The sequence below is a fragment of the Pseudomonas sp. Irchel 3A18 genome (genome assembly GCF_900187465.1).
GTDB lineage: Bacteria > Pseudomonadota > Gammaproteobacteria > Pseudomonadales > Pseudomonadaceae > Aquipseudomonas > Aquipseudomonas cichorii.
In genome coordinates this window covers 344,597-358,300 of the sequence record NZ_FYDI01000003.1, presented here as the reverse complement: position 1 = coordinate 358,300, position 13,704 = coordinate 344,597, and the positions used below count along the sequence as shown (strand labels likewise).

Sequence of the window (13,704 nt, the reverse complement as noted above, 5' to 3'; positions counted from 1 at the left end):
GTGAGCGAATCGATGTCGGAGAGTTCTGATGACTGCTGTAGATTTGACTGCGATGCCTCGCGTATTGATTGCTGAATCGGATCCATGGGTTCGCGAAACCCTCAGTGATCTGGTGTTGAGCGTGCGGGCTGACGTCGAATTGGAGATGTGCAGCGACGGCAAGCAGGCCGTTGAATGGATCAAGAAACATCTGCCGGACCTGGTGGTAGCGGCCAGGGAGTTGCCGGTTATCGACGGTTTGAGTCTGCTGCGGGGCATCCGCGCCTTGCGTCGTCAGCCTCCCATTCCTTTTATTCTGCTCAGCAACCGTAGCGACAGCGCCAGCGTGCGCGAAGTCCTGCCGCTTGCGCCTACGGCTTACCTGACCAAACCTCTGAATACCGAAGGGCTGCGTCAGCGCCTTGAAGGCCTGTTGCTGGAACGTCGTGCACCCGTGCCGGGTGAGATGCCTGCACTGACACCCGGGTTGACCCTGACCAAGTTTCTCGAAAAAAGACGTGATGTGGCTGATGGCGCGCCACTGTTTGTGGATGTCGCCACCGCGCTCAAGCTCAGCCAGAGTGGCGGTAGCATTGATGCTGCCTTGCTCGAGCAGGAGTTGCGCAACGACCCTCACATTACGGCGGTACTGATCGCGGCCGCCAATAGCGCGGCGCAGCACCTGGGCAAGCCTGTCCAGACCCTGGGGTTGGCCATTGGTGTGCTGGGGGCGGTACAGAGTGCGAGTATCGTGACCGCCCTTGCCAAGAAGCGCATGGCGGTGCTGACAAACGATGCACTGCTGGTCGAGGCCAGCAAGTTCTGGACAATGTCGCAACGCACAGCTGATTACGCACGCATTCTGGGTGGCATGCTGGAACTCGATGTCGAGCGATGCTTCTGCGCGGGTTTGCTGCAGTCGCTGGGAGATCTGGCGGTGCTGGGCTGTCTGCAGGAGTGGTTGCTGGCAGGCGGTCATCTGGACGAAGAGGTGATCAGGCAATCTCTGGAACAATACTCTGCTGCCTACGGCTCAGCCTTGCGCACTCGCTGGCGTCTGCCGCTTGAGCTGCGTGAGCTGATTGCGGCGGTGTATCAGTACAACACCGGCATCTACACCCGTGAAGTGCTGGCCATGAACCTCGCCGGGCAAATGGCCCGTCTGGGGGAGCATGAAAGCGTGACGACGCTGGTCAAGACCAAGTCTGCCAAGCTGCTGAAATTGAGCGTTGGGGACTTGCAGCGTCTGCGCAAGAAGCTCACGGGCGTAACCGACCCAAGCCTGCTGGCGCCGGTGGTGGCTGAAGTGGCAGAGCCTGAGCCTGAACAAGAGGCTGATAGGGACCTGCTGGATATTACGTCAGAGCCTGTGGATCCGGGAGTTGCCAGTGTGGAAGACCCGGGCGTCGGGGTTCAGGAGTTGCCGAAGGGGTGAGGCCTTCTCGAATGAGTTCATTCGAGAAGGCCTCACACCAGAACAATCTGGTTCTTGCCCTGACGCTTTGCCTGATACATCGCCGCATCCGCTCGTGCATAGAGCGCTTCCAGGCTGGTGTCTTCCGGGCCCAGGTTGGTCAGGCCCTGGCTGGCGGTGATACCGAACGTGGTGTTATTGCACTGGAAGCTCTGGCGCTGGATTTCACGTTGCAGGCGCTCGGCGATCTGCATGGCCATCTCAGGGGCGCAACCAGGAAATACCGCTGCAAACTCTTCACCGCCAATACGCCCGAACAGATCACCGCGACGTAGCGCCGAGCGGCCGCTTTCGGCGATACGCTGCAGCACCACATCACCTTCCTGGTGGCCGTAGGTATCGTTGACCAGTTTGAAGTCATCGACGTCCAGCAGCAGAAAGGCCAATGGTGTGTCATTGAGCCGTGCCAGCTCGAACTCGCGCTGGGCGCACTCGAAGAAGTGACGACGGTTGCTGCTCTGGGTCAACACGTCGGTGGTTGCCAGGCGCTGCAGTTCGTCTTCGAGGTGTTTTTTCTCGGTGATGTCTTCGGCGATGCCGACCACTATCAGGCGCTGGCTGGGATCGGTGCGGTGGCTGACGAAGCATTTGTCGCTCAGCCAGCGGATCTCGCCATCGGCCCGGATGATCCGGTATTCGCGATCTTCGATGGAGCCTTTTTCGATGACGTCGCTCAGGCTGCGTTCGGCGTAGTTCAGGTCATCGGGATAGATACTGTCGCGCCATTCCGCGAAGTCAGCCAGCAGCAGGCCTGCCGAGCGACCGAATATCTTCTCGTAGGCAGGGCTGACATAGACCATGCGCTGGGTTTCCCAGTCGAATGCCCACAGTACGGCATTGACGCTCACCAGCAGTGAACTGAAGAGTTGTTCGCGCTCGCTCAGGCGAGCTACTTCTGCCTGGGCATGCATCAGGGCCAGCAGGGTTTCTGCTGCCGCAGGCATCTCGGCTATTTGCGTAGCCGTGGGTAGGGCGATTGCTGTCTGCTTTTCCATCGTGCGGCATCTCAAATGACGTGCGGCCAAGGCCGCAGCATCCACCCAAACGGATTATGGGGAAGCCTTTGAGATTGATTTTCAGGAGGGAAGTTCCGGTATCGGCGCGCCCAGGTGGGCACGCCGATCAACGGTGTCAGGCTTGAGCGGGGCGCAGGGAGTAGGTTTTCAGCTGATCTGCAAAGTCGCGCAGTGACTGAATACCGCTGGCCTCGGCTTCCTGTACCCAGTCCTTGATGGCGCTGAGCATGTCATGGCCGTTGCTGCTGGTCTTGAGCCAGATCTGTTGCAGGGCAAGGCGTTTCTCGTAGATCACTTTCAGGGCATGACTGTGTTCGAGCATGGCCTGGATGCGTACGTGATGCTTGTCCTCCAGCAGGCTGGTTTCCCGGGAAAGCAGACGTTTGGCGCGGTGGAACTGGTGACGCACCGAGGCGTCGGCCTTGGCCAGCTCCTGTGCAACCAGCGGGCCGATGACCAGCTTGCGGTACTGAGCCATGATCTGGAAGCGGTTGTTGAGGATCGCCATGGCGGTGTCCATGTCCATATGGCCCTTGCCTTCGACCCGGTGGGCAATCGGCGCGACTCGCTGGACCTTGGCCAGACGCAGCGCGCTGAACAGCTTGATCCAGGCCCAGCCCATGTCGAACTCCCATGGCTTGACCGACAGCTTGGCCGAGTTGGGATAGGTGTGATGGTTGTTGTGCAGTTCTTCGCCACCGATCACGATACCCCATGGCACCAGATTGGTCGCCGCATCGCGGCACTCGAAGTTGCGATAGCCCACGGCATGACCCAGACCGTTGACCACGCCAGCGGCCCAGAACGGAATCCACATCATCTGCACGGCCCAGACGGTGATACCGAGCACGCCGAACAGCGCCAGGTCGATGACGGCCATCAGGGCGATGCCCAGCATCTTGTAGCGCGAATAGAGGTTGCGCTCGATCCAGTCTTCGGGGCAGTTCTTGCCGTAGATGCGCAAGGTGTCCTGATTCTGCGCCTCGGCACGATACAGCTCTGCACCCTTGCGCAGAACGGTGGAGAGGCCCTTGACGACCGGGCTGTGCGGGTCATCGGCGGTTTCGCATTTTGCGTGGTGCTTGCGGTGGATGGCTGTCCACTCGCGGGTGTTCTGCGCCGTGGTCAGCCACAGCCAGAAACGGAAGAAGTGCTTGAGCCCGGCGTTGAGTTCCAGGGAGCGGTGAGCGGAGTAGCGATGCAGGTAAACCGTAACGCCGACGATGGTCACGTGGGTCATTACCAGCGTGACTGCTATTAACTGCCAGACGGAAAGGTCGAGCAAACCGTTGTACCACATAGGCTGTTTGGCCCTCGGTAGAGACGCGTGTGAAAAACAAAGTAACAAGCGCATTATCACTTAGCTTTCACAGAAAACCAGTCGCTCTTTTAGATAAGAGTCGCAGGATGTTTCTTGCTTTATAATCCGGTCATTTTGTAAGGCTTTATGCATTCTTATGAACAATTCTTCTTATGAGGCCCTGCGGACCGCGCTTTTGTACGGGTTGTCCTCTGTTTTGTGGTTTGTGGCGTGCGACGAGCTGCTGCCACATTGGATCGAAGAACCGGCTCGATTGGCTTTCTGGCAGCAGGTTGGGGTTTATCTCTGGGTAGTGCTCAGCGCGGTCATGGTTTTTATCGCCCGTGGCCGATTGCTCAGGTTCATGGGCATCGACGCGCAATTGCGTCGCCAGCAGGAGGAAGATCAGGAGCGCCTGCGGCTGGCTTCGGCGGTCTTCGACAGTACCCGCGAAGGGGTATTGGTAACCGATGAAAAGGGCCTGATCGTTCATGTGAACCGCGCCTTCATGGAAATCACCGGCTATCAGGCCGATGAAGTGCTGGGCTTCAACCCGAGCAAGTTCAAGTCCGGGCGCCACGGCCCCGAGTTCTATCGGCAGATGTACCGTTCCATTCTCAGTGCCGGGCAATGGAGTGGCGAAATCTGGAACCGGCGCAAGAGCGGCGACATTTATCCACAGTGGCAGAGCATTCGTGGCATCAAGGATCAGGATGGCCAGATCAGGCACTTCGTGGCGGTGTTCTCGGACATCACGGCCATCAAGCGGTCCGAGCAGGAACTGGCCCAACTGGCTCATTACGACGCCCTGACAGACCTGCCCAATCGGCTGCTGTTCACGGATCGTGCCACTCAGGCGCTGGCCCATGCCCGTTCCAGCAAGCGCGGTTGCGCCTTGCTGCTCATCGACCTCGACCACTTCAAGAACATCAATGACAGCCTGGGTCACAGCGTTGGCGATCAGGTGCTCAAGGCAGTGGCCGAGCGCCTGAAGAGCCTGTTCGACAGCGAATTGACACTGGCGCGACTGGGCGGCGACGAGTTTGCGCTGCTGGTGAAGAACTGCCAGCAGACCGTGCAGGCCGCCGCCCTGGCCCAGCAGATCATCGACAGTTTCAAGAAGCCGTTTCTGCTCGACGATCACGAGCTGTTCATGACCGCCAGTATTGGCATCAGCCTGTTCCCCGGCGACGCGCTGACGGTGGTGCAATTGTTGCGCAACGCAGATTCCGCCCTGTTCAAGGCCAAGAGCGACGGGCGCGAAGGTTATGCGCTGTATACCGAAGAACTCACCGCGCATGCCCAGCAGCGGGTTGAACTGGCCAGTGAGTTGCACCGGGCCATCGAGCAGCAGGAGTTGCGGGTGTTCTACCAGCCGATTCATGACCTGCAGAACAGCCGTATCAAGGGGGTTGAGGCTCTGGTGCGTTGGGAGCATCCAAGGCGTGGCATGGTTTCGCCGGGAGAATTCATTCCGATCGCCGAGCAGAGCGGCCTGATTGCCGATATCGATGCCTGGGTCTTGAACACGGCCTGCCGACAGATGCGCACCTGGCTGGAAGAGGGCGTCAACCTGTCATTTGTTGCGGTGAATATCTCCAGCCGGCTGTTCAGTCATGGTGATCTGGACCGGCAAGTGGCTCAGGTGCTGCGCGATACCGGGCTCGACCCTGGCTTTCTGGAGCTGGAAGTTACCGAAAGTGCGGTAATGGACGACCCCGAGCAGGCCATCGAACAACTGCATCGATTGCGCAATCTGGGCCTGAGCCTGGCCATCGATGATTTCGGCACCGGCTACTCATCGTTGCTGCGGCTCAAGCGCATGCCCGTACAGAAACTCAAAATCGATCAGGGGTTCGTTGCCGGTTTGCCTGTCGATGAGGACGATATCGCGATTGTGCGCATCATCATTGCCCTGGCCAGGAGCATGGGGATGCGGGTGCTGGCTGAAGGTATCGAGCAGGCCGAGCAGGCAGGTTTTCTGCTGGAAAATGGTTGCCAGCTTGGCCAGGGCTATTGGTTCGCTCGGCCGATGCCTGCTGAAAAGATCGATTGGTTGCGAGCGCCGGACTTTCGTCAGCGCGTTATCTGAAGGATTTTCGCCTGTGGAATCCAGGCCTGCCGGGGCGTGCAAGGCGCTCCGGCTGCATGCTGCAACGCCAAATGACTTTTGGTTATATCTGCATTCTTAAATAGTCTTTTTAAGAATAACTCTGCGTATCTAATATTGCCTCACCGCCACAAGCCATCGCCCCCAGTCGCGACAGGCAGGCCTCTCAAATTTCAAGGAATACGATTATGAGCGCATCTCTACGTAGTGTTGACGGTCAGGACGAAGCAGCAATTCTGCGTGAAATTCAGAGTGCGCTGCGTGACCTGCGTTTTGGCGCCGTCGAAATCACTGTGCATAACGCCCAAGTGGTTCAGATCGAGCGTAAGGAAAAGTTTCGTTTGCAGAACTCTGGCGCCAAGCCGAGCTGATTGCATACCCGACTGGTTAACCGGAGGGCTTCACTTTGACTCCTGATACACCCGTGAACAGCAGCGCTCCCTTCCGAATGCGGTTTTGAAGCGCCAAGAAGAATCCAAAAAAGCCAACACTTAGAATTTCCAGGAGCTCCACCTTATGTCAATTCGCCGTTTCGCTTTGGCTGCTCTGGCCAGCGCTGTTTTTGCAGGTTCCGCTGTTGCAAAGGATTATGAATTGCTCAACGTGTCCTATGATCCGACACGCGAGCTGTATCAGGAGTACAACGCAGAGTTCGCCAGCTACTGGAAAAAGGCTCATCCGGACGACACCGTCACCGTCAAGCAGTCCCACGGTGGTTCGGGCAAGCAAGGCCGTGCGGTCATCGACGGTCTGCGCGCTGACGTCGTGACCCTGGCTTTGGCTGGTGATATCGATGAAATCGCCAAGCTGGGCAAGACTCTGCCAGAGAACTGGCAGACTCGCCTGCCAGATGCCAGCACGCCTTACACCTCGACCATCGTGTTCCTGGTGCGCAAGGGCAACCCTAAAGGCATCAAGGACTGGGGTGACCTGATCAAGAAGGATGTTTCGGTTATCACTCCGAATCCTAAAACCAGCGGCGGTGCGCGCTGGAACTTCCTGGCAGCCTGGGCCTATGGCCTGAAGTCCGGTGGCAGCGAAGCCAAGGCCAAGGAGTACGTGCAGACTTTGTTCAAGCACGTGCCGATCCTGGACACTGGTGCTCGCGGTTCGACCATTACCTTCGTCAACAACGGTCAGGGTGACGTGTTGCTGGCCTGGGAAAACGAAGCGTTCCTGGCTCTGAAGGAAGACGGTGGCAACGACAAGTTCGATATCGTCGTACCTTCCCTGTCGATCCTGGCCGAGCCGCCTGTTGCGGTCGTCGACAAGAACGCCGAGAAGAAAGGCAACACCGAAATCGCTACCGAATACCTGAAGCACCTGTACAGCAAGGCAGGTCAGGAAATCGCAGCCAAGAACTTCTACCGCCCGCGTGATCCGGAAGTTGCCGCCAAGTACGAGAAGCAATTCCCGAAACTGGAGCTGGTCACTATCGACAAAGACTTTGGCGGCTGGAAAACTGCGCAGCCGAAATTTTTCAATGACGGCGGTGTGTTCGACCAGATCTACCAAGCGCAGTAATCTGTGCAACCAGGCGGTACTGCCCCGAAAGCAGTGCCGTCCAGGACACGTTCATTAGCCCGGATTCGTTTCCGGGCTTTGTGCAAGCGGAACCAAGGACTTTTATGTCGCGTCGTATCTCCCCCGTCATACCCGGCTTCGGGCTGACGCTGGGCTACACCTTGGTGTACCTCAGTCTGATTGTGCTTATACCGCTGGCGGCCATGTTCGTTCATGCCGCGCAGCTCACCTGGGATCAGTTCTGGACCATCATCACCGCTCCGCGCGTGATTGCTGCCTTGAAGCTGAGTTTCGGTACCGCGTTCTACGCAGCCCTGATCAATGGCGTCATCGGTACGCTGCTGGCCTGGGTGCTGGTGCGTTATACCTTCCCCGGCCGCAAGATCATCGATGCGATGATCGATCTGCCGTTCGCTCTGCCAACCGCCGTTGCCGGTATCGCGCTGACCGCGCTTTATGCGCCCAATGGTCTGGTCGGGCAGTTCGCCACGGATCTGGGCTTCAAGATTGCCTACACCCCGCTGGGTATCACCCTGGCGCTGACGTTCGTGACCATGCCGTTTGTGGTGCGTACCGTGCAGCCCGTGCTGGCCGATATTCCCCGTGAGGTCGAAGAAGCGGCGGCCTGTCTGGGCGCTCGCCCTTTGCAGGTGTTTCGCTACATTCTGGTGCCTGCCTTGTTGCCCGCGTGGCTGACCGGGTTTGCCCTGGCCTTCGCCCGTGGTGTCGGGGAATACGGCTCGGTGATCTTCATCGCCGGTAACATGCCGATGAAAACCGAAATCCTGCCGCTGTTGATCATGGTCAAACTGGACCAGTACGACTACACCGGTGCGACGGCTATCGGCGTGATGATGCTGGTGGTTTCCTTCATTCTGTTGCTGCTGATCAACTTGTTGCAGCGGCGCATCGAAACCCCATCCTGAGGAGGCGCGCATGTCTTATTCATCTGTTTCTGCCGCCGCCGATGCCAACGCTGCACGCCGTGGCAATTCAACAGCGCGCCGGATCCTGATCGGTCTTGGCTGGCTGATCTTTGCCCTGTTTCTGGGCCTGCCGCTGTTCATCGTGGTTTCCCAGGGGCTGAAAAACGGTCTGGGTGCGTTCTTCTCCGCGATTCTTGAGCCCGATGCGCTGTCGGCCCTCAAGCTGACGGTGATTGCGGTGCTGATCTCGGTCCCGCTCAACCTGGTCTTCGGCGTCAGCGCCGCCTGGTGCGTGAGTAAGTACTCGTTCCGGGGCAAGAGCATTCTGGTGACCCTGATCGACCTGCCGTTCTCGGTATCGCCGGTCATCGCCGGTCTGGTCTATGTGCTGATGTTCGGCGCCCAGGGCCTGTTCGGGCCATGGTTGCAGGACCATGACATCCAGATCGTCTTTGCTCTGCCGGGAATTGTGCTGGCGACCATTTTCGTGACCGTGCCTTTCGTGGCCCGTGAACTGATCCCGCTGATGCAGGAGCAGGGCACCCAGGAAGAAGAGGCCGCACGCCTTCTGGGCGCCAATGGCTGGCAGATGTTCTGGCACGTCACGGTACCCAATATCAAATGGGGTCTGATCTACGGCGTGGTGCTCTGTACCGCACGGGCCATGGGTGAGTTCGGTGCGGTGTCGGTGGTGTCCGGCCACATCCGCGGCGTTACCAATACCCTGCCGCTGCACGTCGAAATCCTCTACAACGAGTACAACCACGTGGCAGCCTTTGCCGTGGCGAGCTTGTTGCTGATCCTGGCGCTGTTCATCCTGCTGCTCAAGCAGTGGAGCGAATCCCGCATTAACCGTCTGCGCCAAAGCGCGGCGGAGGAATAAATCATGTCGATCGAAGTCCGTAACGTCAGCAAGAACTTCAACGCCTTCAAGGCCCTGAACGCTATCAATCTGGATATCCAGAGTGGCGAGCTGGTTGCCTTGCTCGGCCCGTCAGGCTGCGGCAAGACCACCTTGCTGCGCATCATTGCCGGTCTGGAAACCCCGGATGCAGGCAGCATCGTGTTCCACGGTGAAGATGTATCCGGTCATGATGTCCGCGACCGTAATGTCGGGTTCGTATTCCAGCACTATGCGCTGTTCCGGCACATGACCGTGTTCGACAACGTTGCCTTTGGCTTGCGCATGAAGCCCAAGAATCAGCGTCCGAACGAAACCCAGATCGCCGCCAAGGTTCATGAGCTGTTGAACATGGTGCAACTGGACTGGCTGGCCGACCGTTACCCCGAGCAGCTTTCCGGTGGTCAGCGCCAGCGTATCGCCCTGGCGCGGGCCCTGGCGGTCGAGCCCAAGGTGCTGTTGCTGGACGAACCCTTCGGTGCGCTGGATGCCAAGGTTCGTAAAGAACTGCGCCGTTGGCTGGCGCGCCTGCACGAAGACATCAACCTGACGTCGGTCTTCGTGACCCACGACCAGGAAGAAGCTATGGAAGTGGCAGACCGCATCGTGGTGATGAACAAGGGCGTGATCGAACAGATCGGCTCGCCGGGTGAGGTTTACGAGGCGCCGTCCAACGACTTCGTCTATCACTTCCTGGGCGACTCGAACCGCCTGAGCCTGGGCGACGGTCATGTGCTGTTCCGTCCGCACGAAGTCTCGCTGTCACGTCAGGAGCTGGAAGACCACCACGCTGCTGAAGTCCGCGACATTCGTCCGTTGGGCGCCACCACGAGGATAACCCTCAAGGCCGAAGGCCAGAGCGATCTGATCGAGGTTGAAGTGGTGAAGGATCACGACAGCCTGGTAGGTCTGGCGCGGGGCGAGACGTTGTTCTTCAAACCGAAGGTCTGGCAGAAGGTTTCGGGCGTCTAGTACATGCTTGTAGGAGCGCATTCATTCGCGAACTTTTTCGCGAATGAATGCGCTCCTACACAGCGTTACACCGCTTCTTTTGCTGTGTTGCGCCGAACCGGCCCTGCACGCTCTTCGATCGCATGCTGCAATGGCTTGCGCATCCCCGCCAGAAACGCCAGTTCTGCCACGACGAATAATGGACCGATGATCAGGCCCGTCACATCGTCGATGAATGCCGGCTTGCGGCCTTCGTAGTAATGGCCTATGAACTGGATGATCCAGCCGATTACAAACAACCCGACTCCCGCACTCAGCCAGACCATGGTGGCCTGTTGCGCCAGATTCGCACCTGCCCAGATGCAAAGCCCGAGCATCACAGCCATCACCAGCCCCAGCGCCCGATCCAGCTTGAGATAGAACACAGTCGAGGCCAGCGCCACGAACGCCGCAGGCGATAACCAGAGCCCGCCCACGTCCCAGCCCGGACGCGACAGCAATACCGCCACAGCCAGCACGATCAGGGGTATTCCCACGAAGTGGGTCACGATATTGCGTGAATCGCGGTGATACGCCGCGTATTGGCTGAGATGATCGACAAGGTTTTTCATTATTATTCCTGCCTGAGACGATTATCGGGTTGGGCTACCGTATCGCTTTTGCAATACGAGCGTTTGGAAAAAAAGGGAGCAAACATGACAAATGGAGCGGGATGGCGGTCACGATTACTGTCCGATTACTGGTTTACCTATTTACCTGCCGACTTGCAGGATAGCTTGCTTGACGCTGCTCGGCAGCGGCGCAAGACACCCGGCAAACTGCTGTTTGAAAAAGGTGACCCTCCGTGCGGGCTTTATGTCCTGCTCGAAGGTTCTGTGCGCATGGGGGGCATTGACGAACAGCGCCTGGCGCCACGGCTCAAGGAGGTCCGGCCGCCTTACTGGTTTGGCGAAGTCTCGCTGTTTGACGGCATGCCCCGCATGCTGGATGCGTACTCGGTGGATCAGACGATCTTCCTGCAGATCCCCCATGAAACACTCGTCCAGTGGCTCGAAAAGAACCCGCAGCACTGGCGTTACTTCGAGGCATTGCTCAGCCACAAGCTGGGCCTGGCCTTGCCCGGCACCGAGAAAATGAAGCAACTGCCCGCCCGTGCCCGCGTGGCCTGGCGCCTGTTGCTGCTGTGCGAAGGTTATGGGCACTTGAGCCACGCACGACGCCTTGTCACGCTGGACGACATCCTGGCCTCGAACACCTTGTCGCTGTCCCGACCTGACGTACTCGAAGCCCTCGACGATTTGCATCAACGCAAGATCGTGCGTCTTGGCGACGAGCAGGTGGAAGTCTTCGATGTGGTCGCGTTGCGCAAGGTTGCCAATTTTTCGCGGACCAGGGTGTTGGGCTGATTCATGTCGAAAACGGTTTTGCCTGGATTGCAGCAAGAGCCTGTTGCTCACTCATCATCCAGGCAGCCGATACCATGCATCGTGCTTCCACCAAGTCATGTACCTTTGAAAATTCGTTGGCCAGGTTTCGTCTGAATATCGGCTCATGGTGCGCAATCCGGTTGCGTAGCAGGCGGATTGCTTCCAGATCCGTTGCCAGTCTCAATCTTTGAGTAGATACCGTTTTTGTCTGGTCCAGGTTGGGGAACAGGGAAAAGAGGTGCGTGTTCCAGATCCGTTGGTCGTGGCGGCTCGTCAACATTTTTTCCCAGAACACGAATTTGAGCTCGACAACAATTCGATCTGTGGTGCGACAACGGGTACGTGTGTCGATCAGATCCTGACGTTGCTGGTAGCCGTATCCTTTGGAGACAGGGAGACTGTTTTCAAAGTTTTTATCCCAAGGCCAGTGATTTCCATAGACCAACTTCAGTGCATCCGATACGGCATTGCGTACAGTTACCTCGCAAATGTGGAGTGGGGTCAGTAAGGCGCTAGAAACGTGCGCGTTCCAGGCGTAGAGTTTTACCGCATCCTCGCAGGAGAGCCCTGCTGCCGCTGCTGCGGTTTCGTAGGTTGCAAATCTTGCGGGTGACAAAGCGAGGCGGATAGCTGGCGCGACAGGTTGAGCAAGCATTGACGACAACGGTGAATATCCTTATATTCCGTTCACTAGCCGAGGGAAACGAGGGCGAAAGCCTCCACCCGCGGACATATGAAAGTAGTTCACGAAAAACCCACCTCACGGTGGGTTTTTTCGTTTTCGGCGCTGAATTTACCAGCAAATTTCCAACCTCTCCATGCCTGGTCGCTTTGATGTGCTATGAGGTTTTCATGGTTTTGTCATTTGGCTGATCAGCGCGGAGGCAGGCGATCTTGAGTCCGGCAGTCACCTCGCCAACTCATTGCGATACTGCTCCGGTGTCTGTCCTGTCCAGCGTTTGAAGGCGCGGTTCAGGCTGTCGATATTGGCAAAGCCCAGCAGGTAGGCGGCTTCGCTCAGTGAGACTTGTGGGTCGCTCATGTGCAGCAGTGCCAGGTTCTGGCGACATTGCTTGAGCAGCAGGTCATAACGACAGCCTTCGTCGGCCAGGTGCCGTTGCAGGCTGCGCGGGCTCAGGTTCAAGGCCTGGGCAATGCTTTCGGCCGAGGGTTCTCCTTCCGGTAGCAGATTCTCGATGGCCGAGCGTACGCGCTGTTCCCAGATCAGCGGCTGGAGCTGTTCGCTATTGTGGGGTGGCTCGCTCAGTTGCGAGGGGTTGTCGTCCAGATGGCTGTCGAAGTCGGCGCACGCGAATGTCAGCAGGTTTTCTGTTGCCGAGAAGTACAGTCGCGCTCGGAAGAAGTCCTGCCAGGGTTGGGGATTGGCGGGTGCGGGTCGCTGCAAGTGGACGCTCAGCGGGGCATAGTTGCGGCCCAGCCGGTTACGGCAGGTGCGCACATAAATGGCGGCAAACGCATCCAGCACTTCATGGGCGGGTGCCGCAGAACCTGCCGGTGTATTGAAGCGAAGCTCGTAGTGCTCATCGACTCGCTTGAAACTCAAGGCCAGTGCGTCATCGGCCATCGAGTGATAGCGCACGATGCGCTCGAATACTTCCCGCAAGGACTCGCTGGCCACCAGGGTGTAGCCCAGTGCATGAAAGGTGGTCGGGCTGACGAAGCGCGAGACCCGCAAGCCCAGCGCCGGATCATGGCTGGCGTCAACCGCCAGTTGCCAGAGTCGATGGGTTGCGTCTGGTGAGTATTCGGCGTTGGGAGCGTCAATGAGGTGGGGATCAAGTCCGGCGTCCTTGCACAGCGCAAAGCTGTCCAGGCCCAGAACATCGAGTTGTTTGCGCAAGGCGCGGGTCCAGGTGGAAAAGCTGTTTGACTCGGGCATATGAATGACCCTTCCTGTCATCGATTGTTACTCACGTCGGGCGGTGCCGACAGGTATCGATGGCAACTCCTTTGCACGATACCGAAATCAGAGCATGGAAGCATTTATGACAATTGTGCAAGTGCTGGCTGACTGAATGCATAACGAGTCATATGAAGATGCGGGTGATCGAGCCACGTTGTCCACTGTAGCTTTC

The 13,704-nt window shown here is 58.1% G+C and carries 13 protein-coding genes; 8 read left to right on the top strand and 5 right to left on the bottom strand.

What is annotated here, in order from left to right:
- The first annotated feature begins 28 nt into the window (after window positions 1-28).
- Window positions 29-1,414, top strand: coding sequence for a response regulator (locus tag CKW23_RS07265; RefSeq protein WP_038399732.1), 1,386 nt, complete (start codon window positions 29-31; stop codon window positions 1,412-1,414).
- 32 nt (window positions 1,415-1,446) lie between these two features.
- Here CKW23_RS07265 and CKW23_RS07260 read toward each other — a convergent pair whose 3' ends face one another.
- A complete protein-coding gene (locus CKW23_RS07260) occupies window positions 1,447-2,448 on the bottom strand; it encodes a sensor domain-containing diguanylate cyclase (protein ID WP_025258052.1) in 1,002 nt (333 codons plus the stop codon).
- A gap of 136 nt (window positions 2,449-2,584) precedes the next feature.
- A complete protein-coding gene (gene desA / locus CKW23_RS07255; protein ID WP_025258053.1) occupies window positions 2,585-3,769 on the bottom strand; it encodes a delta-9 fatty acid desaturase DesA in 1,185 nt (394 codons plus the stop codon).
- Window positions 3,770-3,926: 157 nt separating this feature from the next.
- Here desA and dibA point away from each other — a divergent pair, with 157 nt between their 5' ends.
- The 6 genes from dibA to CKW23_RS07225 all read left to right on the top strand — a co-directional run bounded on the left by dibA (window position 3,927) and on the right by CKW23_RS07225 (window position 10,202).
- Entirely contained in the window at window positions 3,927-5,861 is a 1,935-nt protein-coding gene (dibA, locus tag CKW23_RS07250; RefSeq protein ID WP_025258054.1) for a phosphodiesterase DibA, read from the top strand.
- A 206-nt stretch (window positions 5,862-6,067) separates the two neighbouring features.
- A complete protein-coding gene (gene oscA, locus CKW23_RS07245) occupies window positions 6,068-6,250 on the top strand; it encodes a sulfur starvation response protein OscA (protein ID WP_025258055.1) in 183 nt (60 codons plus the stop codon).
- A 145-nt stretch (window positions 6,251-6,395) separates the two neighbouring features.
- On the top strand, window positions 6,396-7,403 hold the full coding sequence (locus tag CKW23_RS07240; RefSeq protein WP_025258056.1) for a sulfate ABC transporter substrate-binding protein: 1,008 nt from the start codon (window positions 6,396-6,398) through the stop codon (window positions 7,401-7,403).
- A gap of 104 nt (window positions 7,404-7,507) precedes the next feature.
- Complete coding sequence (gene cysT, locus CKW23_RS07235; RefSeq protein ID WP_025258057.1) at window positions 7,508-8,329, top strand: sulfate ABC transporter permease subunit CysT; 822 nt, start codon at window positions 7,508-7,510, stop codon at window positions 8,327-8,329.
- A gap of 10 nt (window positions 8,330-8,339) precedes the next feature.
- Entirely contained in the window at window positions 8,340-9,212 is an 873-nt protein-coding gene (gene cysW / locus CKW23_RS07230; protein ID WP_025258058.1) for a sulfate ABC transporter permease subunit CysW, read from the top strand.
- A gap of 3 nt (window positions 9,213-9,215) precedes the next feature.
- A complete protein-coding gene (locus tag CKW23_RS07225) occupies window positions 9,216-10,202 on the top strand; it encodes a sulfate/molybdate ABC transporter ATP-binding protein (RefSeq protein ID WP_025258059.1) in 987 nt (328 codons plus the stop codon).
- Window positions 10,203-10,267: 65 nt separating this feature from the next.
- Here CKW23_RS07225 and CKW23_RS07220 read toward each other — a convergent pair whose 3' ends face one another.
- A complete protein-coding gene (locus tag CKW23_RS07220) occupies window positions 10,268-10,792 on the bottom strand; it encodes a DUF962 domain-containing protein (RefSeq protein WP_025258060.1) in 525 nt (174 codons plus the stop codon).
- A gap of 84 nt (window positions 10,793-10,876) precedes the next feature.
- Here CKW23_RS07220 and CKW23_RS07215 point away from each other — a divergent pair, with 84 nt between their 5' ends.
- Window positions 10,877-11,587, top strand: coding sequence for a Crp/Fnr family transcriptional regulator (locus tag CKW23_RS07215; RefSeq protein WP_095067321.1), 711 nt, complete (start codon window positions 10,877-10,879; stop codon window positions 11,585-11,587).
- A 1-nt stretch (window position 11,588) separates the two neighbouring features.
- Here the strand turns inward: CKW23_RS07215 and CKW23_RS07210 are convergent, their stop codons facing one another.
- The gene (locus tag CKW23_RS07210; protein ID WP_095067320.1) at window positions 11,589-12,263 is read right to left on the bottom strand and encodes an Abi family protein; all 675 of its coding nucleotides are present in this window, start codon (window positions 12,261-12,263) and stop codon (window positions 11,589-11,591) included.
- A 252-nt stretch (window positions 12,264-12,515) separates the two neighbouring features.
- Complete coding sequence (locus CKW23_RS07205) at window positions 12,516-13,508, bottom strand: AraC family transcriptional regulator (RefSeq protein WP_095067319.1); 993 nt, start codon at window positions 13,506-13,508, stop codon at window positions 12,516-12,518.
- Between the last annotated feature and the right edge of the window lie 196 nt (window positions 13,509-13,704).